The following is a 24,332-nucleotide window of genomic DNA, read 5'->3' as shown; positions in this document are numbered from 1 at the left end:
CGCATCACGCCAAATGCAACACCAGGCTAACCGCGGGCAGCATGTTCCGTCTCCCGCTGAAACAGTTTGCAACCTTCAGTCCGGCGGCTTTTCTCGACCTTTTTGTCCGGTTGCCGCTACACTTGGTCGGCATAAACAGGGTGTGGGCCCCGGGAACGGGCCCGACCATGACAAATTGAACACACAGGCTCAGATATGAACCCGAACTTCCTCGAATTTGAACAACCTATCGCAGACCTGGAAGCGAAGATCGAGGAGTTGCGGTTGGTAGGCAGCGGCAGCGAAGTCAATATCTCTGAAGAAGTGGGCAAGCTGCAGGAAAAGAGCATTAGCCTCACCGAGTCGATCTTCAAGAACCTGTCCTCCTGGCAGATCTCCCAGCTTTCCCGTCACCCCCAGCGTCCGTACATGCTGGACTACATCAAGCGCATTTTCGCCGACTTCGATGAATTGCATGGCGACCGTGCCTTCGCTGATGACCCGGCTATTGTGGGGGGCGTAACCCGTCTGGATGACCAGCCGGTGATGGTGATCGGCCACCAGAAAGGCCGCGAGGTGAAGGAAAAGGTGCGCCGCAACTTTGGCATGCCGAAGCCGGAAGGCTATCGCAAGGCGCTGCGTTTGATGGAAATGGCAGAGCGCTTCAAGATGCCGATCCTGACCTTTATCGACACCCCGGGCGCCTTTCCCGGTATTGATGCGGAAGAGCGCGGCCAGTCAGAAGCCATTGCGCGTAATCTGCGTGTCATGTCCCAGCTGAAAACGCCCATTATCGCCACCGTGATTGGTGAGGGCGGCTCCGGTGGCGCTCTGGCGATCGGTGTCTGTGACCACCTGCAGATGCTGGAATTCTCTACCTATTCGGTGATCTCCCCGGAGGGGTGTGCCTCCATTCTGTGGCGTAGCGCGGACAAGGCCCCGGATGCGGCAGAAGCCATGGGGCTGACCGCCGGTCGTCTGCACGAGCTGGGTATCGTCGATCTGGTGATCAAGGAGCCGCTGGGCGGCGCTCATCGGGATTACGACATGGCCGCCGACTCCATTCGCAAGTCCTTTGTTAAACAGCTGGCGACCCTCAGCGCTATGGACACGGACGCCTTGATTGAGCGCCGTTATGAGCGACTGATGAGCTACGGCAACTTTACCACCGAGTCTGCCGACAGCTGATCATGAATGATTTAGCCGGGTTTTGCCGAGAGCTGGCAGAACAGGCGCCTGAAGGGCCCTTGCTGCTGGCACTCAGTGGCGGGCTCGACTCCTCCCTGCTGCTACACCTTATGATTCGGGCCGGTTTCGGCCCGCGTTTATCTGTGGTTCATGTAGACCATCAGCTCCAGGCGGACAGTCATCAATGGTCCCGCTTCTGTCAGTCTCTTGCCGAAAACCATGGCGTGCCCTTTTTCATAAGGCAGGTCAGAGTGGATAGCTCCGAGGGACTGGAAGCGGGAGCGCGGGAGGCCCGCTACGGTGTCTTGTTGCCGCTTGCCACTGAGCTGGGGGCGACGTTGGTGACTGCCCATCACCGCTCCGATCAGGCGGAAACCCTGCTGCTGCGCTTGCTGCGAGGGGCGGGTGTTCAGGGTTTGTCGGCCATGCGGGCGTTGACGCTACGAGATGGCGTTGTCATCTGGCGGCCGTTGCTGAGCCTGGATCGACACCTGTTGAAGCGCTGGGCTGACGATGAGCAGCTCCGCTGGCTGGACGACCCGAGTAATCAGGACCTTGGGCTGCGCCGCAACCTGCTCCGTCATCGAGTTATGCCGCAGCTGCGTCAGCAGTGGCAAGGAGCTGACGCGACCCTGGCGAGGGCGGCCGATCATATGGCAGAAGCGGCCGGCTTGCTGGAGGAAATTGCTCTGTCGGATGCCGCTAGCCTGGGCGTTTCCGGTCGCAAGCTGCCGCTGAGCGAATTGCACCGGCTGTCTCCATCGCGGCAACGCAATCTATTTCGCTGGTGGCTGCAGGCCAATGGCGCCACGGCTCCCAGTCAGGCCGTTTTGGCAGAATTGCTGGCCATGCAGCAGGCTGCCGATGACAGCCAGGCCCGGGTGGAGTGGGGTTGCTGGGGGGTACGTCTGTATCGCGGTGCCTTGTATCTTTCTGAGCGCAATGGCTTTGCTCCCTGGTCTGGGACGGCCCTATGGCAGGACGGTAATGCCCCTCCGGCACTGCCGAACTGGCGATGGAGCCGAACAGATGAAGAGGGTGCGGTACCGGTGCTGCGGCCGGCAGGCGATCTGGTATTGAAAGGGCTTGGAGGCGCCAGCAAGATCCAGCGCAATGGAATGCACCAGCAGGTAAAGGAGTTGTGGCGAGCGGCAGGAGTGCCGCCCTGGCATCGTAAGCAATGGCCGCTGCTGTATCGAGATAATGACCTGGTGTCGGTGCCGCAGGTGGGGCTTGCTGAAGGTGAGGATGCCCGCGCTTGCGAACAGTGGTACCTGATTCCTGAGATCAATGCAGAAAGGGGTTGATCGCTGCGATCCAGTGCTTTTTGTGCTCAATTTCACTCTGTAAGTCATCGCCGACAGAAAAATACGTCCCCAGCCCTCGTGTTGCGCTTTCTGGTCTGCCACACTCAGGCCGTCTATAAGTACTGTTCAAAAGATCAGTTGAGATGGGCGCAGGTCATTACGATGCGTGAGAGGGACACGAATGTTGGAAGCCATACAGCAACGGTTACAGGACACCTTTCAGCTCCAGGCGTTTCGTCCCGGCCAACAGCAGGTCATTGAAACCTTGCTGGCAGGGCGCTCAGCCCTGGCGGTGTTTCCCACTGGTGGCGGCAAGAGCCTCTGCTATCAACTCCCTGCATTGATGCTGGACGGCCTGACATTGGTGGTGTCGCCCCTGATTGCCTTGATGAAAGATCAGGTGGATCAGCTCAATGCACTCAACATTCCTGCCGCACGGCTGGATTCCAGTGTGGATGGTGATCAGCTCAAGGTCATTTACCGGGGCATGGAAGAAGGCAGCATCAAGCTGTTGTATGTGGCACCTGAGAGGCTGGCCAACGAGCGCTTTCTGGCCAGGCTCAAGCGCCTGTCGATCAGCATGATGGCGGTGGATGAAGCTCACTGTGTATCGGAATGGGGGCATAACTTTCGTCCCGATTATCTCAAGCTCGCGCAGTTGGCCAGTGATCTGAACGTGGGCCGAGTGCTGGCGTTGACGGCCACGGCAACGCCCCAGGTGGCAGAGCAGATCCGGGACAGCTTTGCCATCGATCAAGCGGACCACATACAGACCGGCTTCTTCCGCCCGAATCTGGCGATAACGGTCTCTCCCTGCGCCCAACAGCAGAGGGATGAGCACCTGTTCAAGCTGATCAGCTCAGGGCCTGCCGGGGCTGCCATTGTCTATGTGACACTGCAGAACACCGCTGAGCAGGTTGCCGCCTTTCTCAAGCGAAAGGGGCTGTCAGCGATTGCCTACCATGCTGGCCTGAAAGACGAGGTGCGCCACCAGGCCCAGGAAGCCTTCATGACCGGGGCGGTGGATATTGTGGTGGCCACTATTGCCTTTGGGATGGGTATCGACAAGGCGGATATTCGAGCCATCTACCATTACAACCTGCCCAAATCCCTTGAAAACTATATGCAGGAGATTGGCCGGGCAGGGCGGGATGGCAAGCCCTCGCAGTGTACCCTGGTGGCTAGTCTGGATGACCTGACGGTGCTGGAAAATTTCAGCTATGGAGACACCCCGGATGACGAGTCGTTGGCCGGGCTGATTCACTGGCTGCTACGTCAGCCAGAGCAGTTTGACCTTTCCGTTCATGAGCTGTCCGGGTTGTTTGATGTGCGCCCCCTGGTGATCAACACCCTGCTGACCTACCTGGAACTCGAGGGCGTCATCCGGGCGACGTCTCCTTTCTATACTGAATACAAGGTGGGGTTTATTACACCGCAGGATGGTGTCATCGCTCAGTTCGATGGCGAAAGGGCCGCGTTTCTGGCTGCCCTGTTTGCAACCGGCAAGCAAGGCAGAACCTGGCTCACACTAAAGCCTATCGAGGCTGCAGAGTCGCTTCAGGTTGAACGTTTGCGCATTCTGAATGCGCTGGGGTATCTGGAGCAGCAAGGCAGCGTGGAACTCAGGGTGGCAGGCGTCCGCCAGGGTTACCGGATGGTGGCTCCCCCGGCTTCTGCGGATGCATTGATAGAGCGACTGCAGGCCCAGTTTCGGCGTCGTGAACAACGAGACATCGAGCGGTTGCAACAGGTGGCTGACTGGGCACAGCACAGTCGATGCTACCAGCAGGGACTGGTGGCCTATTTTGGTGAGACGCTCCCGAAACCCTGCGGGCATTGCAGTGCCTGCCTTGGCAAGCATGCTGCCATGCCGCCCCGGCACCGCAGTGAAGTGGACATGACTGTGATCAAGAAGATGCAGGAAGAGGGGCACAAGGCACTGGCTTCTCCTCGCCAGTTGGCCCGGTTTCTCTGTGGTATTAGCAGCCCGAAAGCCAGCCGGGCGAGGTTGGGGCGTCATTCTGCCTTTGCTTCGCTGGTGGATGCGCCGTTTTCGGAGGTGCTGGCTCTGTGCGGACGGCCGCAACCCTGAACCGTGGCGGCAGCGAACCCGGAGTGGGGCAGGGAAACACGGAGCAGCAAAAAAGAACCGTAAATTATTCGCCCAACGGGCGTATTCCCGATTGAGGCGAGCCAGCGCTTCTGTTAACATTTTCTCCCGTCCTGATGTAGCGCAAGCCCCTGAAATTTCAGGTGTTCATCCATCACTTGCGTAACTGGCCAACCCGATTCAAGAGCAACCCTTGCCCGCGATGCCGCGAGCAGGGTGTTTTTTTTATTGGGGCCGGTTCACACTTGATGGCGCGCTACTAACCCATTAGGGAATTCGAGGTTTAGCCCCTGCAGCCGGTGGCCCTACCTGCGGAATCCCAAGCAATCTGGTGAGTGCATGTCACGTTTCATCTTTGTCACTGGCGGTGTGGTGTCTTCCCTGGGTAAGGGGATTACCTCTGCTTCTCTGGCTACGTTGCTGGAGGCTCGCGGCCTCAAGGTCACCCTGATCAAAATGGATCCCTACATCAACGTGGATCCCGGCACCATGAGCCCTTACCAGCACGGTGAGGTGTTTGTGACTGAGGATGGCGCCGAGACGGATCTGGATCTGGGTCACTATGAGCGTTTCATTCGCACTCGCCTGAGCCGCCGTAACAGCTTTACTACTGGCCGTGTCTATCAGGACGTACTGGACAAGGAACGCCGTGGCGAATACCTGGGTGCCACCGTGCAGGTCATTCCGCATATCACTGACGAGATCAAACTCAAGATCCGTCAGGGGGCAGGGGATGCCGACGTGGCCATCGTCGAGATCGGCGGTACCGCCGGCGACATCGAGTCCCTTCCGTTCCTGGAAGCTGCGCGCCAGATGCGTGTGGAACTGGGTTCCAGTCAGTCCCTGCTGGTACACCTTACGCTGGTGCCCTATATCGCAACGGCAGGCGAGATCAAGACCAAGCCCACCCAGCATTCTGTGAAAGAGCTGCGTTCCATCGGTTTGCAGCCGGATATTCTGGTTTGTCGTGCGGATGATCCGATTCCGCAGAGCGCCCGTGAAAAAATTGCCCTGTTCACCAATGTGGAAGCCCGTGCGGTGATCTCCTCGCCGGACTGCAAGACCATCTACCAGGTGCCGCGTGGCATGCATGAGCAAGGCCTGGATGCCATCGTGGTGGAGAAGTTTGGTCTTGATCTGCCCGAGCCGGATCTGAGCGAGTGGGATCGTGTTGTCGAGGCGCAGCTGAACCCGGAAGCGGAAGTGACCGTGGGGATGGTGGGCAAGTACATCGAGCTGGTTGATGCCTACAAGTCGCTTAACGAAGCACTGATTCATGCCGGTATCAGTAATCGCGCCAAGGTCAACATCCTTTATCTGGATGCGGAAGACATTGAGCGTGACGGCACCGGTGTGCTGGAGAATCTGGATGCCATTCTGGTGCCTGGTGGTTTTGGTGATCGCGGTACCGAGGGCAAGATTGCGGCTATTCGCTATGCCCGAGAGAACAAGGTGCCTTATCTGGGCATCTGTCTGGGCATGCAGCTGGCCGTGATCGAATACGCTCGCGATGTGGCCGGCATCAAGCAGGCTCATTCTTCAGAGCTGAAGCCCGACACGCCGGATCCGGTAGTGGGCCTGATTACCGAATGGACCACGGAAGATGGTCGCAAGGAGCAGCGCTCTGCCGAATCTGATATGGGCGGCACCATGCGTCTGGGTGGTCAGGAGTGTGTTCTTGAGGCCGGAAGCCGTGCTGCTGAGTGCTATGGCGAAACGCACATCGTCGAGCGTCATCGTCATCGGTACGAAGTGAACAATAATTACTTGCCTGTTCTGGAAGAGGCCGGCCTGAAGATTGTGGGTCGCTCTGTAGATGGCGAGTTGGTGGAAGTGATTGAGGTGGCTGATCATCCGTGGTTTGTGGCCTGTCAGTTCCATCCGGAATTTACCTCCACGCCCCGCGATGGACATGGCCTGTTCAAGGGTTATGTGGCGGCAGCCCTGTCTCAAAAGGCTGCGCAATAAGCGCACACAAGGAGTAGTTACCTGTGAGTGAGCAGAAAGTCATTCGCCTCGGCGAACTGGAATTTGGTAACGACAAGCCCATGGCGTTGTTTGGCGGCATGAACGTGCTGGAATCCCGGGATATGGCCATGCAGGTTGCCGAGGCCTATGCCGAGGTGACCAGCAAACTGAATATTCCGTGGGTGTTCAAGGCGAGCTTTGACAAGGCCAACCGGTCCTCGCTCAATTCCTACCGTGGGCCGGGCATGGAAGAGGGGCTGAAGATCTTCGAAGAAGTGAAGAAGACTTTCAATTGCCCGGTGATTACCGATGTCCATGAGCCCTACCAGGCGGCTCCGGTGGCGGAGGTCTGCGATATCATTCAGCTGCCGGCTTTCCTGGCACGACAGACAGACCTGGTGGTGGCCATGGCCAAGACCCAGGCCATCATCAACATCAAGAAGCCTCAGTTTCTGGCGCCCCATGAAATGGGGCATATTCTGCACAAGTGTGAGGATGCCGGGAACGACCAGCTGATCCTGTGCGAGCGTGGCTCCAGCTTTGGTTACAACAACCTGGTGGTGGACATGCTTGGTTTCGGCATCATGAAGACGTTCAATTACCCGGTGTTTTTCGATGTGACCCACGCGCTGCAGAAGCCGGGTGGTCGTGCCGACAGCGCCGATGGCCGTCGTGCCCAGGTGGCCGAATTGGGCCGTGCGGGAATCAGTCAGGGCATCGCCGGACTGTTTCTGGAAGCCCATCCTGACCCGGACAACGCCAAATGCGATGGCCCCTGCGCCCTTCGCCTGGACCGTCTGGAGCCATTCCTCGCCCAGATGCAAACCCTGGATAATACCGTCAAGGCACTGCCTGCCTTTGAAAACAACTGATTGAAGAGAGATTGACTGTCATGTCCAAGATCGTTGACATCAAAGCCCGCGAAATTCTCGATTCCCGCGGCAACCCGACCATTGAAGCCGATGTGATTCTCGAGTCTGGCGCCAGCGGCAGTGCCTGCGCCCCCAGCGGCGCATCCACCGGTTCCCGTGAAGCGCTGGAACTGCGTGACGGTGACAAGAGCCGTTACCTGGGCAAGGGTGTGACCAAGGCAGTGGGCAACGTGAATTCCGAAATTCGCGAGCTGCTGATCGGTATGGAAGCGTCCGACCAGAAGGGTATCGACAAGGCCATGATCGATGCCGATGGGACCGAGAACAAAGGCAAGCTGGGTGCCAACGCCATCCTGGCTGTGTCTCTGGCGGTGGCCAAGGCCGCGGCTGCCGATCAGGGCAAGCCTCTGTATGAGTACATCTCTGATCTGCAGGATGACGACAACGAATACTCCCTGCCAGTACCGATGATGAACATCATCAACGGTGGTGAGCACGCGGATAATAACGTGGACATCCAGGAGTTCATGGTTCAGCCGGTGGGAGCCTCCACGGTGGCTGAAGCGATCCGCTACGGCGCGGAAATTTTCCACGCTCTGAAAGGTGTTTTGAAAAAGCGTGGTCTGAACACCGCCGTGGGTGATGAGGGTGGTTTCGCGCCGGACCTGCCGAGCAACGAAGCTGCTCTGGAAGCGATCATGGAAGCCATCGAGATCGCTGGCTACAAAGCCGGTGAAGACGTGACCCTGGCTCTGGATTGCGCCTCCAGCGAATTCTACAAGGATGGCAAGTATGTGCTCGCCGGCGAAGGCCGCAGCATGACCTCTGCCGAGTTCGCCGACTACCTGGCCGAGCTGTGCGACCGTTACCCGATCATCTCCATCGAAGACGGCATGGACGAGTCTGACTGGGAAGGCTGGAAGATCCTCACCGAGAAGCTGGGCAACAAGGTACAGCTGGTGGGCGACGATCTGTTCGTGACCAATACCAAGATCCTCAAGAAGGGGATCGATGAAGGTGTGGCCAACTCCATCCTCATCAAGTTCAACCAGATTGGTTCACTGACCGAGACCCTGGACGCGATCAAGATGGCCAAGGATGCCGGTTATACCGCGGTGATTTCCCACCGTAGTGGTGAGACGGCCGACAGCACCATCGCTGACCTGGCCGTGGCGACTGCCGCAGGCCAGATCAAGACCGGCTCCCTGTGTCGTTCCGACCGTGTTGCCAAGTACAACCGTCTGATTCGCATCGAGCAGGAACTGGGTCGTGCTGCCTACCATGGCCGCAAAGAGTTCAAGTTCCTCGGTTAATCCCTGATGACAGGCACCCGGGCCAGCAAGGCGTCAACCCTGGAGGGCAAGCGGGCAGCACTGAAGCTGTCGCCCGCTCGCCAGGTGGTTTTCGCCGTGCTGGCCTTGGTGTTTCTGGGCCTGCAGGCGCGGCTGTGGTTTGGTGAAGGGAGTGTTCGGCATGTGGCCAGCCTCAAGCAGGAAGTGGCCGCCCTCAAACAGACCAACGCCAAACTGACTGAGCGTAACCGGCTGATGGCTGCTGACGTGAAGGACCTTAAACAGGGCACGGAAGCGGTGGAAGAAATCGCGCGCAAGGACCTGGGTATGATCCGTAAGGGTGAAACCTTTTTTCTGATCCTCGAACAACCAGGGAGTACCGAGTGAATCCGGTAATCCGTGGCCCTCTTTATGCTGTTGTTCCCGCTGCCGGTGTCGGCGAACGCATGCAGGCAGGCATCCCCAAGCAATATCTGACGCTGGCTGGCAAAACCATCACCGAGCATACCCTGCAACGGTTGTTGTCGTTTGCACCGATTGAAAGTGTGGTGGTGGCCGTTTCTGCTGATGATCCCTGGTGGCCAACCTTGCCGGTGGCCACCCATCGCCGCATTCATGCAGTGACGGGGGGAGAAAGCCGCGCTCAGTCAGTTCGCAATGCGCTGGCTCAGGTGCTCATGGACGGCGGGGAAGAGGCCTGGGTGCTGGTGCATGACATGGCGCGCCCACTGGTCCGTCTCTCTGATATCCACAGTCTGCTGGCTTCTACACAGGAGCAGGGCGCTATCCTTGGCCTTCCGGTGGTGGATACCATCAAGCAGGCGGCGGACGACCAGTGCATCGACACCACGCTGAACCGCGAAACTATCTGGCGTGCCTTGACGCCCCAGTTATTCCCGGCCGCAGCACTCTATGAAGCGCTCAGTGGTGATCTGGCCTCAGTCACCGATGAGGCCTCTGCCATGGAGCGTCAGGGCTGGCGTCCGGCACTGGTGGCAGGCCACAGCGATAACATCAAGATTACGGTGCCGGAGGATTTGCCGCTGGCCCGCTTTTACCTGGCCCGCCAATTCGAAGAGCAGGGAGGCATGTAATGGCGATTCGTATTGGTCAGGGTTTTGATGTCCATGCCTTTGACGAGGGTGACCACGTGATGCTGTGTGGTGTGGCGATCCCCCATAGCCATGGTCTCAAGGCGCATTCAGATGGTGACGTGGCGTTGCATGCGCTATCTGATGCACTGCTCGGTGCTCTCGCACTGGGTGACATCGGGCATTACTTCCCGGATACCGATCCACAGTGGAAAGGGGCGGACTCCGGCAAGCTGTTGCAGGCAATCTATCAGGACGTTGTGACTGGCGGCTGGCGGCTGGGCAACGCAGATCTGATCATCATCTGTCAGGCGCCGAAACTGGCTCCGCATATTCTCACCATGCGTGAACGCATTGCCGGGTTACTGGACTGTCAGCTAGGCCAGGTCTCCGTGAAGGCCACCACTACAGAGCAACTCGGGTTTACCGGTCGCAAGGAAGGCATTGCTGTACAGGCAGCAGTGCTGCTGGAAACGCCATGAGTCTGCCCCATGCCCACGGCGGGCCGGTGGCAGAAGCCAAACTCAAGGCGATACCGGCCGATTTCCAGGTGTTTGAATGCATGCACGTGGTTCCGGAAGAGGAAGGCGAGCACCTGTGGCTGGAAATCGAGAAGACCGGCTGGAACACAGAAGATGTGGCCATGTGGCTGGCAAAGACCGCAGCTATTCATCGTTTGTCCGTGGGCTATAGCGGCTTGAAGGACAAGCATGCCGTGACCCGGCAGTGGTTCAGCTTGCATCTGCCCGGCAAGGCAGACCCGGATTTTGACTGGCCTGAAGGGGTTCGCCTGGTTCAGGCCGTGCGTCATCGTCGCAAACTCAACCGTGGCACCCATCGAGCCAATCGTTTTGTCATTCGCGCCACGGGTTTTCGTGGCGACGAAATGCTGCTTGCGGAGCGAATGGCGGCCATCACGGCACAGGGCATCCCCAATTATTTTGGTGAGCAACGTTTTGGTCGTGGGGCAGGCAACCTGGTCCGAGGCAGGGAGTGGCTCACTGGCGGTGAGGCGCCGCGCAAAAAGGCGTTACGCAGTATCTGGTTATCTGCAGTGCGAAGCGATCTGTTTAACCAGGTGCTGGCCGAGCGCGTGTCACGGGGCATCTGGAATCGGGTGCTGGCTGGCGACATTCTCCAGCCGGAGGGTAGTCGTGGCCTGTTCCATGCCGATGATGACGTTGAAGCGGCCGCACGGGTGATAAGTGGCGAGGTCCATCCTACCGCCCCTATGCCGGGTGTGCCGGGCATGGCATCATCTGGCCCTTGCCGGGAAATGGAGCACCAGATCCTGGCACCCAGTCAGGCGGTGATCGACGGCCTCTGCCGGGAAGGTGTGGACGAAATTCGTCGTGCTACCCGGTTACCGGTACAGGACTTGCAGTGGTCCTTGCAGCAGGAAAGGGAAGGGGAAAACACCCTCGAGGTGGCATTCAGGCTACCCGCAGGTGCGTTTGCAACAACAGTCATGGCAGAGCTGGTGACCACACCGGAACCCTCTGCATAGAGAACGAAGTACAACATGGATATCCAACTCAGCGGCATCGGCATGACCTCTGCACGGACCCGGGATCGTCTGGTGCAGCGGCTTCGTGAGGCCGGTATTCAGGACGATCGGGTGCTGGATACGATCCGCAACACGCCGCGTCACTTTTTCATTGAAGAGGCCCTGGCGCATCAGGCGTATGACGATACCGCCTTGCCCATCGGTCACGGGCAAACAATCTCCCAGCCTTGGGTGGTGGCGCGCATGACCGAGCTGCTCATGGACGGAGGCAAACGCAGTAAGGTGCTGGAAATTGGCACCGGTTGCGGCTACCAGACCGCGGTGTTGGCGCCATTTTGTGATGAACTTTATTCCGTGGAACGTATCCGACCTCTACAGGAGCAGGCCCGTAAGCGGCTGATCCGGCTGGGGCTGGCCAAAGTCCAGCTCAAGCATGCCGATGGCGGTTTCGGTTGGAAAAGCGAAGCGCCTTTCGACGGCATCCTTGCCGCCTGTGCACGACCGGATATCCCGTCGGACTTGCTGGAGCAGCTGGCCGATGGTGGGCGGTTGGTCATGCCGGTGGGCGATGACCGGAAACAGATTCTCACGGTGGTCGATCGAGAAGGTGATCAGTTCCATACCCAGTCGCTGGATGCGGTGCGGTTTGTGCCATTTCAGCGCGGGGTGATGCGGTAGCAAGCCACAAGCTTCAAGCTGCAAGGGGCGGTCAGGGAGATCAAATTTCCCGTGCCATGCCCGCGGTCAATGGTTTGGGCGCGGCTGCAACGTTCAAGACATAACCATGCGTGACTCGCGTTGTAGCTTGCAGCTTGAAGCTTGCTCTTCCTGCGCTTGAGAATAACAAATCCGAATTCACGCTGAGACGCTTGGCGCGAAACATGAGGCTGATAATGATTCGTCCCGGTATTTTCTTTCGTGGTATGGCCATGGGCGCAGCGGATGTTGTGCCGGGGGTCTCCGGTGGCACGCTGGCGCTCATTACCGGGATTTACGAAGAGCTTATCGATACCCTGGGTGGTATCACCCCGCGACTACTTGGCGTATGGCGCCGTGAAGGATTTGCGGCTTTCTGGCAGCAGGCCAATCTGACGTTTCTGATGACGCTGCTGGCCGGAATTTTTACCAGTATTGCGTTACTGGCTCGTCTGATCACCTGGTTACTGGCGACTCATCCTGTACCTGTCTGGGCCTTTTTCAGTGGTCTGATTCTGGCCAGCATCCTTATGGTGTTGTCTCCACTCCGCCAGCGTGGGCTGGTGCAGGGAATGGCGTTTGCGTTGGGCACCCTGACTGCTGTGCTGATCGCGTTCGCGCCGGCCATGTCTGGTGGCGCAGGAGCCCTGGTGTTTTTTCTCAGTGGCATGCTGGCCATCTGTGCCATGATCCTGCCAGGCATTTCCGGCAGTTTTATCCTTCTTTTACTGGGCATGTACCAGCCTGTGCTGGAAGCTGTAAAAGAAGTACAGGTTCCTCTCTTGCTAGCCTTTCTCAGTGGCTGCGCGATAGGTCTGCTCAGCTTTGTCCACATTCTCAAGTGGACACTGCATCATTATCACGACACGGTCATGGCTTTGCTGGCTGGTTTCATGGCCGGCTCGCTGGTCAAGCTGTGGCCCTGGCGAGTAGCGGATGCGGCTGGACTGCAGGATCAGTGGTTTACCCCGGCGGGGTATGCTGCCACCACGGGGCAGAGTGCGCAGACGCTATTGGCATTGTCTACTGCCGTCATGGCGGTGGCGTTGGTGTGGCTACTGCACAGGCTGGCTCCTGTGCATAATAGCGCCATGGCCAACAGGAAAGATGGCTGAATACACTGGGTCTCGAGGGCGATTGGTATCAGTAACCGCAGCAGGAAAGTGACAGAGCTGGTTCGCACGGTGGCAGCGACAGTTTTTCTGGTGCTGATGAGTGGCTGCAGCGCCAGCCTCGCTCCTGTGGTGGATATCTACGGGCAAGATACCCGACAGCGGAAAGTGACCTCCGGTACACACCATGTGCGCGAAGGGGAGACTCTTTACTCCATCGCCTGGCGTTACGGTTGGGATTACCGTGAGCTGGGGGCGGCCAACAATATTCCCGCCCCATACACTATCTATCCCGGGCAGCGCATTTCACTCGCCCTGAAGCAAACGTCAACGGCGCCGGTCAGCAGGCCCAGGCCGGTCACGTCCGGTTCGACTTCCTCATCAACGACAAGCAAACCCGTCAGCAAACCGAGTAGCACACCGGCCCCGAGCCCTGCACCGGTGACAAAACCAGCGGCGAGCAAACCAGCGGTATCGTCAGACAGTGGCTCTCGTACGGTGGGGCCCGTGACCTGGCGTTGGCCTGCAGGGGGGACAGTGGTGGAGTCGTTTTCGGCGTCCTCATCGGGGCGCAAGGGGATTGCCATCAGTGGCAGGACAAAGAGTCCGGTCATCGCGGCGGCAGATGGCCGCGTTGTGTATCGCGGCAGTGGCCTGACCGGTTATGGCAATCTCTTGATCCTCAAGCATAATGATCGTTGGCTCAGTGCTTATGCCCATAATGATGCGATGCTGGTGAAGGAGGGCGATGTGGTCAAGGCCGGTCAGAAAATTGCGACCATGGGCGCTACGGGTACCTTCCGAACCCAGCTTCATTTTGAAATTCGCCGGGATGGCAAACCCGTCGACCCGATGCAGTACCTGCCCAAACAGTAATTCCATAAGGCGTACCGATTCATGAGTGATGGCACTAATAGAGAGCACCGCCTGCTGCTTCTGGCTGCACTGTCGTCTGTGGCGACAGCTCTGGTACTCATTGCTGCCAAGTCGGTTGCCTGGGTGATGACTGGATCGGTGAGTATGTTGGCCTCACTAGTGGATTCGGTGATGGATTCCATGGCGTCGTTGATCAATTTCGTCGCCATTCGCTATTCGCTGGTTCCCGCCGATGAGGAGCATCGCTTTGGGCATGGCAAGGCAGAAGCCTTGGCTGGGCTTGGCCAGGCGGTGTTTATTGCCGGTTCATCCGTGTTCCTGATTCACCAGTCTACGCTCAAACTAATGAACCCCACGCCGATTGAAGCCAGTGCAGTGGGTATCGGAGTGATGGTGCTGTCCATCGCGCTGACGTTTGGACTCCTGCTAATCCAGCGCTACGTGATTCGCCGCACCGGCTCCACCGCTATCGAAGCGGACTCGCTGCACTATGTCTCTGATCTGGCCGTCAATGTGGGCATCATCACGGTTCTGGCGCTGAGCAGCATGGGCTGGTTGTGGCTGGATGGTGCAGTGGGCCTGGCTATTGCGCTGTTTATCCTGCGCAGTGCCTGGCAGATTGCTTCAGAGTCAGTCCAGCTATTACTGGATCGTGAGATGCCTGGTGATGTTCGTACTCGCATCAGCGCTATTGTCTCTTCCCATCACGACGCCCTCGGTTTCCATGACCTTCGCACCCGTCAGAGCGGACGCACCTGCTTCATTCAACTTCACCTGGATATGGACCAGAACCTGACTCTACGGATGGCCCACGATCTGGCAGACCGTGTCGAGAGGGACATCAAGAGGGACTTTCCCAGCGCTGACGTGATTATCCACCTTGATCCGGTTGCGGTAGGTCCCAAGGTGAGGGTTGAGCCACCGCAGGCACCGTGAGGTAGCGACGTCTTTGAGTTGTTCTGTCAGGTCAATCTTCCCTGTCCGGTAAACATATTGTATTCATCTGGCCTTTTCTTTAGCTTGAATGGCACGTCTTCAGGTTAAGGAATGGCAATGAATAGCCAGTTTCAGGCACGGCAGATCAAGCAGATCTGGCAGCGGGGAGTAGCCAGGCGACAATTCCTCAAATGGGGCCTCGGTGGTGTGGCTGCTGCGACGGCGATCGCCGCTGGTGGCTTTGCCCTGTTACGCCGCTCCCCCCATGATGAACTCCCCACCCCGGATTGGGTAACCGGCCTCTCCGCGGCCGAATACCACCTATTTGACCGTGCCCGTGTGGTGCTCCTGCCCGTTGAAGGCACACCTCTGGTCGACAGTGAGGCTGTCCCGGTGGTGGCCAATGTTCAGACCACCCTCAGTTACCTTGATCCAGCGACTCGTAAGGAGCTGGGTGCAGGCCTTTCCCTGTTCGATAACGTGGTGGTGTTCAGTCACGGCTGTCGTTTTGTGGACCTGGAGGATGCCCAGGCACGGGCATTGTTCGATCGTTGGGGGGAGGGCAGTGTGCTGCAGCGCACCCTGACTACTGTGATCAAGCAATTGGTGTATAGCGCCTACTGGCAGGAGCCCGCTACCTGGCCGCCAACAGAGTTCGATGGGCCGGTGAGTGAGAAATGGGGGCTGGAGTACCTGGGCAATGCGCCCATGCCCCAGCAACCTACTATTGATGTAGAGCAGGAGCAGGCATGAGTCAGGTCAAGTGGCAGGCCAGTGGCTTGCAGGTGCATCAGGCCAGCGATGTGACCAGTGAGCACATTGCGCTGGAAGCGGATGTGGTAGTCGTGGGTTCCGGTGCTGGAGGGGCGGTCACGGCTTACGAGCTGGCCCGTATGGGGAAGCGTGTGATCGTGCTTGAAGCCGGGCCTTACGTGCCTTCACAGGCATTTACAGAAGATTTCACCGAAAGCCTCCATGCCCTGTATCAGGACAAAGGTGGGCAGGCCAACAGCAGTGGCGATTTACTGGTGTTACAAGGCGCCTGTGTCGGTGGGTCCACAGTGGTGAATGGCTGCGTCTGCTTCCGTACACCGGATTTTATTCTGCAAGACTGGCAACGGGATTTTGGACTCAGTGAACTGACCGAAGCCGAACTGGCGCCGTATTTCGATGAGGTGGAGCAGAACCTCTCCGTCCATGACAATGGCGAACATGAAATTGCCCGCCATGGGCAGGTGATACGTGCCGGCGCCAACAAGTTGGGTTGGTCGGTGAAGCCCTTGCGTCGCAACATTCGCCAGTGTGGCCTGACGGGTCATTGCCTGTCAGGCTGCAAGACCGAGCGCAAGCAGTCCATGTTGGTCACCTATTTGCCCTGGGCACAGGCCCATGGCGCCCGGATTTACTCCGATACCCGGGTTGAAAAGGTCGTCACGGAGGGCGGAGTGGCCAGCGGTGTGGAGGCGGTAGTCACTCGCCATGACGGTACGGTGGCTGCGACCATGACGGTCAAGGCTCCGCGAGTAGTGTTGGCCGCCGGTGCGGTTCAAACGCCGGTGCTGCTGCTCAAGAGTGGCCTGGCCAATCGCTCCGGGCTGGTGGGCAAGAATTTTGCCTGCCACCCGTCACTGTTGGTGGCCGGTCGCTACCCGGAGCCGATCCACCCTTGGCGTGGGGCCATGCTGGGTGTGCATGTGGATGAGTTCATGCACCCGGACAAAGGCGGCTTCATCCTCGAGGATGGCGGGTTTGGTTTGGTTGAAATGACCATGTTGGCCGAGCCCGGTACCGGCAAGCCGTTTATGGAGTATATGGAGAACGCCCGTTATCTGGCGGGGCTTGTGACGCTGATCCATGATCACAATGTGGGTGCCATCGAATGGGATGGGGAGCGCAAGGCGATCAACTATCAGCTCAGTGACGCGGATTTCCCGTCCATGAAACGGGCCATCAAGGCTGCCGCCAAACTGCATCTGGCCTCAGGCGCTACCGAGGTGTATGTGCCTGCCAGTGATAAACGGGTGATTCGCTCAGAGGCGGATATTGACCTGCAGGTGGATTCACTGGAAAACGACCCACAACACTTGCGCATGGTCAGCTATCACCCCCAGGGTACCTGCCACATGGGCGCTGACCCTGACCACAGTGTGGTCAAGGCCAATGGCGAAACCCATGATGTGCCGGGCCTCTATGTGGCTGATGCCAGCTTGTTACCCACTTCCATCATCGTCAACCCGCAGATCACTGTTTACGCTCTGGCTACCCGAATCGCGCGGCATATGAGTTGATTTGCTTAGCAGGGCGACCGCGCTGTCGCCCTGCGGGTTTACAATCCCTTACCCAACTGACTGAAAGGCTTGTCCTCCCGGCCATGACAGGCTTTGGCGTTTGTTACGGTTTGTTATAGACTCAGTCTGAAATCTCCACCAATAACAACAAGGGCCACAGAGGCCTGCCCAGGAGAGGGTGTTGATGAAGAATAACAACCGTGCGCCCTTGCCCGGCCATTTGGCCGGTCTCGAGCCGCTCAGCCGTCGCGGCTTTTTGCGTGCCTCCGTCCTAGCCGGCGCCGCACTTACCAGCGGCTGTGCCAGCCTTTTCGGGCGTAAGGATGCTCCGGAAACGCTGCAGTACTACAGCCTCAAGCCTGATGAAGTCGACGTAATTACCCGGTTGACTGAGATCATGTTGCCTACAGAGCGCTATGGCTTGCCCTCAAGCACTACGGTAGTGCCCACCGTCAAGAATATCGACATCATGGCCCAACGTTTTCCTGAGCAGACTCGTGAGCTGCTTGGGCTGGGCATCTGGGTGTTCAATAATCGCCCGATGATGAGTTTCAAGTTCAAGAAGTTCACCTCCTTGTCCGATGCAAAAGCGCTCGAATATGTGAATGCCATGCAGGAGGGGGCTTTTTTTGAGCGTGGACTGATGACGACCCTCAAGGCCTTGATTGCACTGAATTACTGGCGGGATGAGCGTACCTGGCCGGGCCTTGAATACCATGGCCCCGTGACTGAAACCTGGGGTGTTCGTCGCCTCGGAAATGCGCCGTTGCCGAGAGCCTGACAGGGGGAATTATGGCTTTTGTACGTGTACCAAGAGACGGGGTTCCGGTCACCCAGGCCAAGGATGTGGCTCTGGACCCTAGCCTCGGCAAGCGGTTTACGCTGAAAACTGATGTAGTGGTCGTGGGCTCCGGTGCTGCCGGCTCCATGGTGGCCTATGAGATGGCCAAGGCCGGTCGGGATGTGCTTGTTCTTGAGTCTGGCCGATACTACCCGAGTTCAGAGTTCACTGAGCACCTGGGTGACACCATGACCAAGATCTATCAGGATCAGGTGGGTCAGGTGAACACGACGGCAGACATCATTTTTGTGCAGGGTGCCTGTGTTGGCGGCTCCACCGTGGTTGGCGCCTGCGTAATGGAGGAGCCCGGAGACAAGGTGCTGGATGGCTGGGCTGAGAAGTACGGCCTCGACGCGCTGTCGGCTGAAAAATTCCGCCCATACCTGGATAAGGTGGCGGAAGAATTGCAGATTCACACCAACGAAGCCCACGAGATCAATGCCTGTGCACACAAGGTGATTCAGGGCTGTGAGAAAATGCAGTTTTCCTGGAAACCGGCACAGCGCAACGTCAAACAGTGTGCCTTGACTGGCCATTGCCTGGCGGGCTGTCCCTCTGATCGCAAGATGAGTTCGCTGGTTACCCATCTCCCCTGGGCTTCGGCCTATGGGGCTCGTATCTTTTCTGACACCGAAGTCATCAGGGTTAAAACCCTTGATGGTCGTGCCCGTGGTGTTGAGGCCCGAATTGTTGATCCGGATAGCGGTGCCCATGTTGCTGACATGAACGTTGATGCTGACATGGTGGTCCTGGCAGCGGGTGGTATCCACACCCCTTTGATTCTGCAGCGTAGCCAGGTGCCTGATCGCAGCGGTCAGCTGGGACGCAATCTGGCGATCCAGCCTTTCACCCAGGTACTTGGCAAGTTCAAGGAGCCCTTGTATGGATTCCGTGGGGCGCTGGTGGGAGTGCAGGTCGATGAGTTTACTCACACTGATGGCTACACCATTTTCTCCGGTCTGGCGGAACCGGAGTCCCTTCTGGCTCAGGGGGACATGAAAGCAGGCCAGGCTCATATTGAATTCATGAAGGACTACAAGTACTACGCGGGTGTGAATGCCTTCAGCAAGGATCTCGGCAACGGTTACGTGAAGTGGGATGGTGATGCCTACAGCGGCAGCAAGACCATTCATTACAATCCCAGCCGGGAAGAGTTCGAGAACATGAAGGCGTCTGCCGCGCTGGCAGCACGCATCTTCTTTTCAGGTGGTGCTGAAAAAGTATATTTGCCCACGTTCCAGAGCCTTCAAGCCAACTCCGTTTTTGAGCTGGATGAGAAAATGGACAAGGTGGATTACGGCATCAAGGGCATGTATACCTTCCGGTCTAACAGCTTCTCACCCCACGGTACTTGTCGCATGGGGGCGGATCCCTATGAATCAGTGGTTTCTCCTACGGGTGAGATGCACGACACTCCCGGATTGTTCGTGGCCGATGCCAGTCTGCTACCTGAGTCCATGAGTGCGCCTATCCAGTGGACAGTGCATGCGTTGGCAAAGTATGTAAGTGACCAGATCAATAATAACGCCAGTAACTATTTCATCAGTTGATTTGCTGCCTGGCGCCTGATCCTTGAAGCGAAAATGCCGCGGCTCCTTGCCTGTCCTGGAGCCGCTTTTCGTAGCGTGAAACTCGCGATGCTGTCCTGCTTTTTCGTCCTGATATTTGTCTCAATTGGCATCCATGATGGCGTCATTTGCCTCCTGTGGCTGTGATAGCATCAGTGGCTAGTGACCTTGGAGATTGCAGCATGTCAGGTTTTGAATTTGCCACTACCCACCGTGTACTGGTGGAGGCGGGTGCCGCGGGCCGGCTCCCTCAGCTTTGCAGGGAGCTGGGTGCCAGCCACGTCATGCTGGTGACTGACCCCGGTATTCGTAGCACCCCGTTGCTGGGCCCAGTGGAACAGCGCTTTCAGGACGAAGGTTTGCCGCTTAGTGTGTTTGATCAGGTGAGTGCAGACCCGGCAGATCGCATCGTGCTGGATGCCGCCGCCCAGGCCAAAGAGGTGGGCGCGAACCTGGTGATCGGGTTCGGTGGAGGCTCATCCATGGATGTTGCCAAATTGGTGGCGTTGCTGGCTCACCCCGCTGCCACCCAGAAGCTGGCTGATATTTATGGCGTCGGGCTGGCAACCGGCCCTCGCTTGCCACTGGTGCAGGTGCCGACAACGGCGGGTACGGGCTCAGAGGTAACGCCAGTTGCGATTGTCACCACCGGTGAAACCACCAAAGCGGGTGTGGTTGCTCCTTCGTTATTACCCGATCTCGCTGTTCTGGATGCGGAGCTCACCCTGGGATTGCCAGCTCATGTGACGGCCGCTACAGGTGTGGATGCCATGGTGCATGCCATTGAGGCTTATACCAGCGCCCACAAGAAAAATCCTTACTCCGACATGCTGGCCCGCGAAGCGCTTCGGTTGCTGGGCTGTAATCTCGTCACTGCAGTGAATGAGGGCAGCAATCTGGCAGCCAGGGAGGCCTGTTTGCTGGGCGCCATGATGGCAGGGCAGGCGTTTGCCAATGCTCCTGTGGCAGCCGTTCATGCTCTGGCCTATCCACTGGGTGGCCACTTCCACATACCCCATGGCCTGAGTAATTCCCTGGTGCTTCCAGAGGTGCTTCGTTTCAATGCCCGTGATGCCGCGCCGCTGTATGCGCAGCTGGCCCCTATTTTGAGTGACCGCCCGTTTGCCGACCATGAGGATGGAGCAGGGGTGCTGATCGCTGCGTTGGAAAAGTTAATCAGGGATGTTGGGTTGCCCACACGGTTGCGCGATGCCGGTGTGACTGAAGACAGTCTGGAAACCCTGGCCTCTGACGCCATGCTGCAGCAGCGATTGCTGGTGAACAATCCAAGAGAAGTCAGCGAGGCGGATGCTCTCGCTATCTACAAGGCAGTCTTTTAATGAGTGATAAGGCCCCGCGTCCGCAACGAGAGGAGTACGGCTATCTTTGCCCTGTGGATACCCGTTGGCGTGACAATGATATCTACGGTCACATCAACAACGTGGTGTATTACAGCTACTTCGACTCCACCATCAATCGTTACCTTATTGATGAAGGTGGGCTGGATATTCACGAGGGCGAGCATATTGCCTATGTGGTCAGCTCTGGGTGTGACTATCTGGAAGCGGCGGCTTATCCGGACAAGCTGGTTATCGGAATGAAGGTAGACAAGCTGGGCAGCAGTTCCGTGCGTTACGGCCTGGCTCTGTTCGGAGAAACCGGCTTGGCAAAGGCGACCGGTTTTGTGGTGCATGTATTTGTAAATCGTGAAAGTGGAAGACCCGTTCCCATACCAGAGCGGCTCAGGAAAGCATTGGCAGTACTGGAATCGTAGTTACGACGTGCTGCGGGTTTCGAGTGACGAGTCTCGAAAGGCAAAACAAAGAATCAATGCAGTTCCTCGATGATAATGGTTGAGAGCGAAGGCGCAGAGTTTTTTGCTCTTCGAAACTCGAAACGATGGTCTTGGAAGGTCGTATGATGCGCGCAGCTGCCGCGGAGTGGCCCACAAAAAAGCCCGGCATAAGCCGGGCTTTTTTGTGGTGAAGCGATTACCAGGTCTTAGACAGACTGGGCAACCGGGATCTTCACGCTGTCTGCCACTTCCTGGTACTCCGGCAGCTTGTCGAAGTTCAGGTAACGGTAGATTTCAGTGGACATGGAGTCGATGGTGTTCGCGTATTCCATGTACTCTTCCGTGCTCGGCAGTTTGCCAAGGATGGAAGCCACGGACGCCAGCTCGGCAGACGCCAGGTACACATCCGCACCCTGACCCAGACGGTTCGGGAAGTTACGGGTGGAGGTGGATACCGCAGTGGACTTCGGCGCGATGCGAGCCTGGTTACCCATACACAGGGAGCAGCCCGGCATCTCGGTACGCGCACCGGCGCTGCCGAAGATGTTGTAGTAGCCTTCTTCGGTCAGCTGGTGCTGATCCATCTTGGTCGGCGGAGCGATCCACAGACGGGTCGGCATGGTGCCGCTCTCCACTTTCTGCAGGAGTTTACCGGCAGCGCGGAAGTGACCGATGTTGGTCATACAGGAACCGATGAACACTTCGTCGATCTTGGCGCCAGCCACGTCGGACAGGGTCTTGGCATCGTCCGGATCGTTCGGGCAGCACAGTACCGGCTCTTTGATCTCATCCATGTTGATTTCGATGACGGTGTGGTACTCGGCATCGGCGTCAGCACGCATCAGGCTCGGGCTGGCCAGCCACTCTTCCATGCCATTGATACGACGCTCAATGGTACGGGCGTCGCCGTAACCGTTGGCAATCATCCACTTCAGCATGGTGATGTTGGACTTCAGGTACTCAGCCACGCTGTCTTCGGACAAGGTGATGGTACAGCCAGCAGCGGAACGCTCTGCAGAGGCGTCAGACAGTTCGAATGCCTGTTCCACGGTCAGCTCTTCCAGACCTTCGATTTCCAGGATTCGACCGTTGAATACGTTAACCTTGCCCGCTTTCGCTACGGTCAGGTGACCTTCTTTGATGGCCTGCAGCGGAATGGCGTGTACCAGATCACGCAGGGTAATGCCAGGCTGGCGCTTGCCCGTGAAGCGAACCAGTACGGATTCCGGCATATCCAGCGGCATCACACCGGTGGCAGCAGCAAATGCAACCAGACCAGAACCGGCCGGGAAGGAGATGCCCATGGGGAAGCGGGTGTGGGAGTCACCACCGGTACCGACGGTGTCAGGCAGCAGCATGCGGTTCAGCCAGGAGTGGATGATGCCATCACCCGGACGCAGGGAAACACCGCCACGGTTCATGATGAAATCAGGCAGGGTGTGCTGGGTCTCAACATCAACCGGCTTGGGGTAAGCGGCGGTGTGACAGAAAGACTGCATGACCAGGTCAGCCTGGAAGCCCAGACAGGCCAGATCTTTCAGTTCGTCACGGGTCATCGGGCCGGTGGTGTCCTGGGAACCCACGGTGGTCATCTTGGGTTCGCAGTAAGTGCCAGGACGTACGCCGTCCATGCCACAGGCCTTGCCAACCATTTTCTGGGCGAGGGTGAAGCCCTTGCCTGAATCATTGGGCTGCTCAGGCTTACGGAACAGAGTGCTCGGCTCCAGGCCCAGTGCTTCGCGCGCCTTGGTGGTCAGTCCACGGCCAATGATGAGGTTGATACGGCCGCCAGCGCGGACTTCGTCCAGCAGTACCTGGGAGCGCAGATCGAATTCAGCGATGACTTCGCCGTTTTTCTCAACCTTGCCCGCAAACGGGTATACGTCGATCTGGTCGCCGGTTTCCATTTGGGAAACGTCGCACTCGAAGGGCAGGGCGCCGGAATCTTCCATGGTGTTGAAGAAGATCGGAGCAATCTTGCCACCGATACAAATACCGCCAGCACGCTTGTTCGGTACGAACGGAATGTCGTCACCGAAGTGCCACAGTACGGAGTTGGTAGCTGACTTACGGGAAGAACCGGTACCCACAACGTCGCCCACGTAGGCAACCGGCAGGCCCTTGGCCTTCAGTTCTTCCATCTGCTTCAGAGGACCGATCTCGCCATCTTTCTCAGGGAAGATGCCTTCACGGGCGTTCTTCAGCATGGCGTTGGCGTGCAGGGGGATGTCGGGGCGGCTCCAGGCGTCCTGTGCGGGAGACAGGTCGTCGGTGTTGGTTTCGCCGGTGACCTTGAATACGGTCAGGGACATTTTCTCAGCCAGGTCTTCACGCTGAGTGAACCACTCGGCTTCAGCCCAGGACTCGATCACTTCCTTGGCTTTGGCGTTGCCGGCTTTCATCTTGTCTTCCACATCGTGGAACGCATCGAAAACCAGCAGGGTGTGCTTGAGCTGCTCGCCAGCTTCTTCGGCGAGGTCTGCATCATCCAGGGCATCGACCAGCGGAGCGACGTTGTAGCCACCCTGCATGGTGCCCAGCAGCTGAACAGCACGCTTCTTGTCGATCAGGGGGGAGCTGGCGTCGCCTTTCACAATCGCGGTCAGGAAAGCAGCTTTAACGTAAGCGGCCTGGTCCACGCCCGGCGGAACGCGGTTAACGAACAGATCCTGAATGAATTCTTCTTCACCAGCCGGCGGGTTCTTGAGCAGCTCAACCAGGTCAGCGACCTGCTGCTCGTTCAACGGCTTCGGCGGCACGCCTTCGGCAGCGCGCTCTTCAACATGTTTGCGATAGGCTTCTAGCACAGCGTTTCCCTCTTGCTCGATTTGGCTGCTTTCTTTTGGAAATCAGTCTTTTAGGGTGTAACTGGGGGTTGGAATTGCGCGCGGAGTATAGCGGATCCG

At 57.9% G+C, this 24,332-nt stretch carries 21 protein-coding genes; 20 read left to right on the top strand and 1 reads right to left on the bottom strand.

Annotation, left to right across the window (positions count from 1 at the left end; translation table 11 throughout):
- Positions 1-195 precede the first annotated feature (195 nt).
- From GFN93_RS12930 to GFN93_RS12835, 20 genes are all read left to right on the top strand, one after another.
- Positions 196-1,167, top strand: a complete 972-nt coding sequence (locus GFN93_RS12930) for an acetyl-CoA carboxylase carboxyltransferase subunit alpha (RefSeq protein WP_153501454.1) — start codon at positions 196-198, stop codon at positions 1,165-1,167.
- Positions 1,168-1,169: 2 nt separating this feature from the next.
- Positions 1,170-2,474: a tRNA lysidine(34) synthetase TilS gene (gene tilS / locus GFN93_RS12925; RefSeq protein WP_153501453.1), complete on the top strand. Its 1,305-nt coding sequence runs from the start codon at positions 1,170-1,172 to the stop codon at positions 2,472-2,474.
- Positions 2,475-2,655: 181 nt separating this feature from the next.
- Positions 2,656-4,566, top strand: a complete 1,911-nt coding sequence (locus tag GFN93_RS12920) for a RecQ family ATP-dependent DNA helicase (RefSeq protein ID WP_153501452.1) — start codon at positions 2,656-2,658, stop codon at positions 4,564-4,566.
- 357 nt (positions 4,567-4,923) lie between these two features.
- Entirely contained in the window at positions 4,924-6,552 is a 1,629-nt protein-coding gene (locus GFN93_RS12915) for a CTP synthase (protein ID WP_153501451.1), read from the top strand.
- Positions 6,553-6,575: 23 nt separating this feature from the next.
- Entirely contained in the window at positions 6,576-7,424 is an 849-nt protein-coding gene (gene kdsA / locus GFN93_RS12910) for a 3-deoxy-8-phosphooctulonate synthase (protein ID WP_328594633.1), read from the top strand.
- Positions 7,425-7,444: 20 nt separating this feature from the next.
- A complete protein-coding gene (eno, locus tag GFN93_RS12905) occupies positions 7,445-8,737 on the top strand; it encodes a phosphopyruvate hydratase (protein ID WP_153501450.1) in 1,293 nt (430 codons plus the stop codon).
- Positions 8,738-8,743: 6 nt separating this feature from the next.
- Positions 8,744-9,103: an FtsB family cell division protein gene (locus GFN93_RS12900; RefSeq protein WP_153501449.1), complete on the top strand. Its 360-nt coding sequence runs from the start codon at positions 8,744-8,746 to the stop codon at positions 9,101-9,103.
- Positions 9,100-9,810 carry a 2-C-methyl-D-erythritol 4-phosphate cytidylyltransferase gene (ispD, locus tag GFN93_RS12895; protein ID WP_328594631.1) on the top strand — a complete coding sequence of 237 codons (711 nt, stop codon included), beginning with the start codon at positions 9,100-9,102 and terminating at the stop codon, positions 9,808-9,810. The genes GFN93_RS12900 and ispD overlap by 4 nt, the downstream gene beginning before the upstream one ends.
- Positions 9,810-10,289 carry a 2-C-methyl-D-erythritol 2,4-cyclodiphosphate synthase gene (gene ispF, locus GFN93_RS12890; RefSeq protein WP_153501448.1) on the top strand — a complete coding sequence of 160 codons (480 nt, stop codon included), beginning with the start codon at positions 9,810-9,812 and terminating at the stop codon, positions 10,287-10,289. Before ispD ends, ispF begins: the two co-directional genes overlap by 1 nt.
- Positions 10,286-11,314: a tRNA pseudouridine(13) synthase TruD gene (truD, locus tag GFN93_RS12885; protein ID WP_153501447.1), complete on the top strand. Its 1,029-nt coding sequence runs from the start codon at positions 10,286-10,288 to the stop codon at positions 11,312-11,314. The genes ispF and truD overlap by 4 nt, the downstream gene beginning before the upstream one ends.
- Before the next feature lie 15 nt (positions 11,315-11,329).
- On the top strand, positions 11,330-11,992 hold the full coding sequence (locus tag GFN93_RS12880; RefSeq protein WP_153501446.1) for a protein-L-isoaspartate(D-aspartate) O-methyltransferase: 663 nt from the start codon (positions 11,330-11,332) through the stop codon (positions 11,990-11,992).
- A gap of 203 nt (positions 11,993-12,195) precedes the next feature.
- On the top strand, positions 12,196-13,125 hold the full coding sequence (locus GFN93_RS12875) for a DUF368 domain-containing protein (RefSeq protein WP_235901838.1): 930 nt from the start codon (positions 12,196-12,198) through the stop codon (positions 13,123-13,125).
- A 48-nt stretch (positions 13,126-13,173) separates the two neighbouring features.
- Positions 13,174-13,998 carry a peptidoglycan DD-metalloendopeptidase family protein gene (locus GFN93_RS12870; protein WP_328594630.1) on the top strand — a complete coding sequence of 275 codons (825 nt, stop codon included), beginning with the start codon at positions 13,174-13,176 and terminating at the stop codon, positions 13,996-13,998.
- A gap of 21 nt (positions 13,999-14,019) precedes the next feature.
- Positions 14,020-14,934, top strand: a complete 915-nt coding sequence (locus GFN93_RS12865) for a cation diffusion facilitator family transporter (protein ID WP_153501445.1) — start codon at positions 14,020-14,022, stop codon at positions 14,932-14,934.
- 117 nt (positions 14,935-15,051) lie between these two features.
- A complete protein-coding gene (locus GFN93_RS12860; protein WP_153501444.1) occupies positions 15,052-15,687 on the top strand; it encodes a hypothetical protein in 636 nt (211 codons plus the stop codon).
- On the top strand, positions 15,684-17,222 hold the full coding sequence (locus GFN93_RS12855; protein WP_153501443.1) for an FAD-dependent oxidoreductase: 1,539 nt from the start codon (positions 15,684-15,686) through the stop codon (positions 17,220-17,222). The genes GFN93_RS12860 and GFN93_RS12855 overlap by 4 nt, the downstream gene beginning before the upstream one ends.
- 184 nt (positions 17,223-17,406) lie before the next feature.
- Positions 17,407-18,003, top strand: a complete 597-nt coding sequence (locus GFN93_RS12850) for a transcriptional initiation protein Tat (protein WP_153501442.1) — start codon at positions 17,407-17,409, stop codon at positions 18,001-18,003.
- A gap of 11 nt (positions 18,004-18,014) precedes the next feature.
- Positions 18,015-19,613 carry an FAD-dependent oxidoreductase gene (locus tag GFN93_RS12845; RefSeq protein WP_153501441.1) on the top strand — a complete coding sequence of 533 codons (1,599 nt, stop codon included), beginning with the start codon at positions 18,015-18,017 and terminating at the stop codon, positions 19,611-19,613.
- 200 nt (positions 19,614-19,813) lie between these two features.
- Positions 19,814-20,971, top strand: coding sequence for an iron-containing alcohol dehydrogenase (locus tag GFN93_RS12840; RefSeq protein WP_153501440.1), 1,158 nt, complete (start codon positions 19,814-19,816; stop codon positions 20,969-20,971).
- Entirely contained in the window at positions 20,971-21,405 is a 435-nt protein-coding gene (locus GFN93_RS12835) for an acyl-CoA thioesterase (protein ID WP_153501439.1), read from the top strand. The genes GFN93_RS12840 and GFN93_RS12835 overlap by 1 nt, the downstream gene beginning before the upstream one ends.
- Positions 21,406-21,632: 227 nt before the next feature.
- Here GFN93_RS12835 and acnB read toward each other — a convergent pair whose 3' ends face one another.
- Positions 21,633-24,233 (bottom strand): bifunctional aconitate hydratase 2/2-methylisocitrate dehydratase, encoded by a 2,601-nt coding sequence (gene acnB / locus GFN93_RS12830; protein WP_328594628.1) that lies wholly within the window; start codon positions 24,231-24,233, stop codon positions 21,633-21,635.
- Positions 24,234-24,332 lie beyond the last annotated feature (99 nt).

This window comes from Alcanivorax sediminis, from assembly GCF_009601165.1.
In the GTDB taxonomy this organism is placed as follows: Bacteria; Pseudomonadota; Gammaproteobacteria; order Pseudomonadales; family Alcanivoracaceae; genus Alcanivorax; species Alcanivorax sediminis.
This window is presented reverse-complemented; position numbering and strand designations above follow the sequence as displayed.

Excerpts from the sequence above, each read along its gene's own strand:
- GFN93_RS12865 (WP_153501445.1), top strand. The coding sequence starts at position 14,020 with ATGAGTGATGGCACTAATAGAGAGCACCGCCTGCTGCTTCTGGCTGCA.
- GFN93_RS12930 (WP_153501454.1), top strand. The coding sequence starts at position 196 with ATGAACCCGAACTTCCTCGAATTTGAACAACCTATCGCAGACCTGGAA.
- truD (WP_153501447.1), top strand. The coding sequence starts at position 10,286 with ATGAGTCTGCCCCATGCCCACGGCGGGCCGGTGGCAGAAGCCAAACTC.
- GFN93_RS12920 (WP_153501452.1), top strand. The coding sequence starts at position 2,656 with ATGTTGGAAGCCATACAGCAACGGTTACAGGACACCTTTCAGCTCCAG.
- eno (WP_153501450.1), top strand. The coding sequence starts at position 7,445 with ATGTCCAAGATCGTTGACATCAAAGCCCGCGAAATTCTCGATTCCCGC.
- tilS (WP_153501453.1), top strand. The coding sequence starts at position 1,170 with ATGAATGATTTAGCCGGGTTTTGCCGAGAGCTGGCAGAACAGGCGCCT.
- GFN93_RS12875 (WP_235901838.1), top strand. The coding sequence starts at position 12,196 with ATGAGGCTGATAATGATTCGTCCCGGTATTTTCTTTCGTGGTATGGCC.
- ispF (WP_153501448.1), top strand. The coding sequence starts at position 9,810 with ATGGCGATTCGTATTGGTCAGGGTTTTGATGTCCATGCCTTTGACGAG.
- GFN93_RS12850 (WP_153501442.1), top strand. The coding sequence starts at position 17,407 with ATGAAGAATAACAACCGTGCGCCCTTGCCCGGCCATTTGGCCGGTCTC.
- GFN93_RS12880 (WP_153501446.1), top strand. The coding sequence starts at position 11,330 with ATGGATATCCAACTCAGCGGCATCGGCATGACCTCTGCACGGACCCGG.
- GFN93_RS12835 (WP_153501439.1), top strand. The coding sequence starts at position 20,971 with ATGAGTGATAAGGCCCCGCGTCCGCAACGAGAGGAGTACGGCTATCTT.
- GFN93_RS12915 (WP_153501451.1), top strand. The coding sequence starts at position 4,924 with ATGTCACGTTTCATCTTTGTCACTGGCGGTGTGGTGTCTTCCCTGGGT.
- GFN93_RS12860 (WP_153501444.1), top strand. The coding sequence starts at position 15,052 with ATGAATAGCCAGTTTCAGGCACGGCAGATCAAGCAGATCTGGCAGCGG.
- GFN93_RS12900 (WP_153501449.1), top strand. The coding sequence starts at position 8,744 with ATGACAGGCACCCGGGCCAGCAAGGCGTCAACCCTGGAGGGCAAGCGG.
- GFN93_RS12840 (WP_153501440.1), top strand. The coding sequence starts at position 19,814 with ATGTCAGGTTTTGAATTTGCCACTACCCACCGTGTACTGGTGGAGGCG.
- GFN93_RS12845 (WP_153501441.1), top strand. The coding sequence starts at position 18,015 with ATGGCTTTTGTACGTGTACCAAGAGACGGGGTTCCGGTCACCCAGGCC.
- GFN93_RS12855 (WP_153501443.1), top strand. The coding sequence starts at position 15,684 with ATGAGTCAGGTCAAGTGGCAGGCCAGTGGCTTGCAGGTGCATCAGGCC.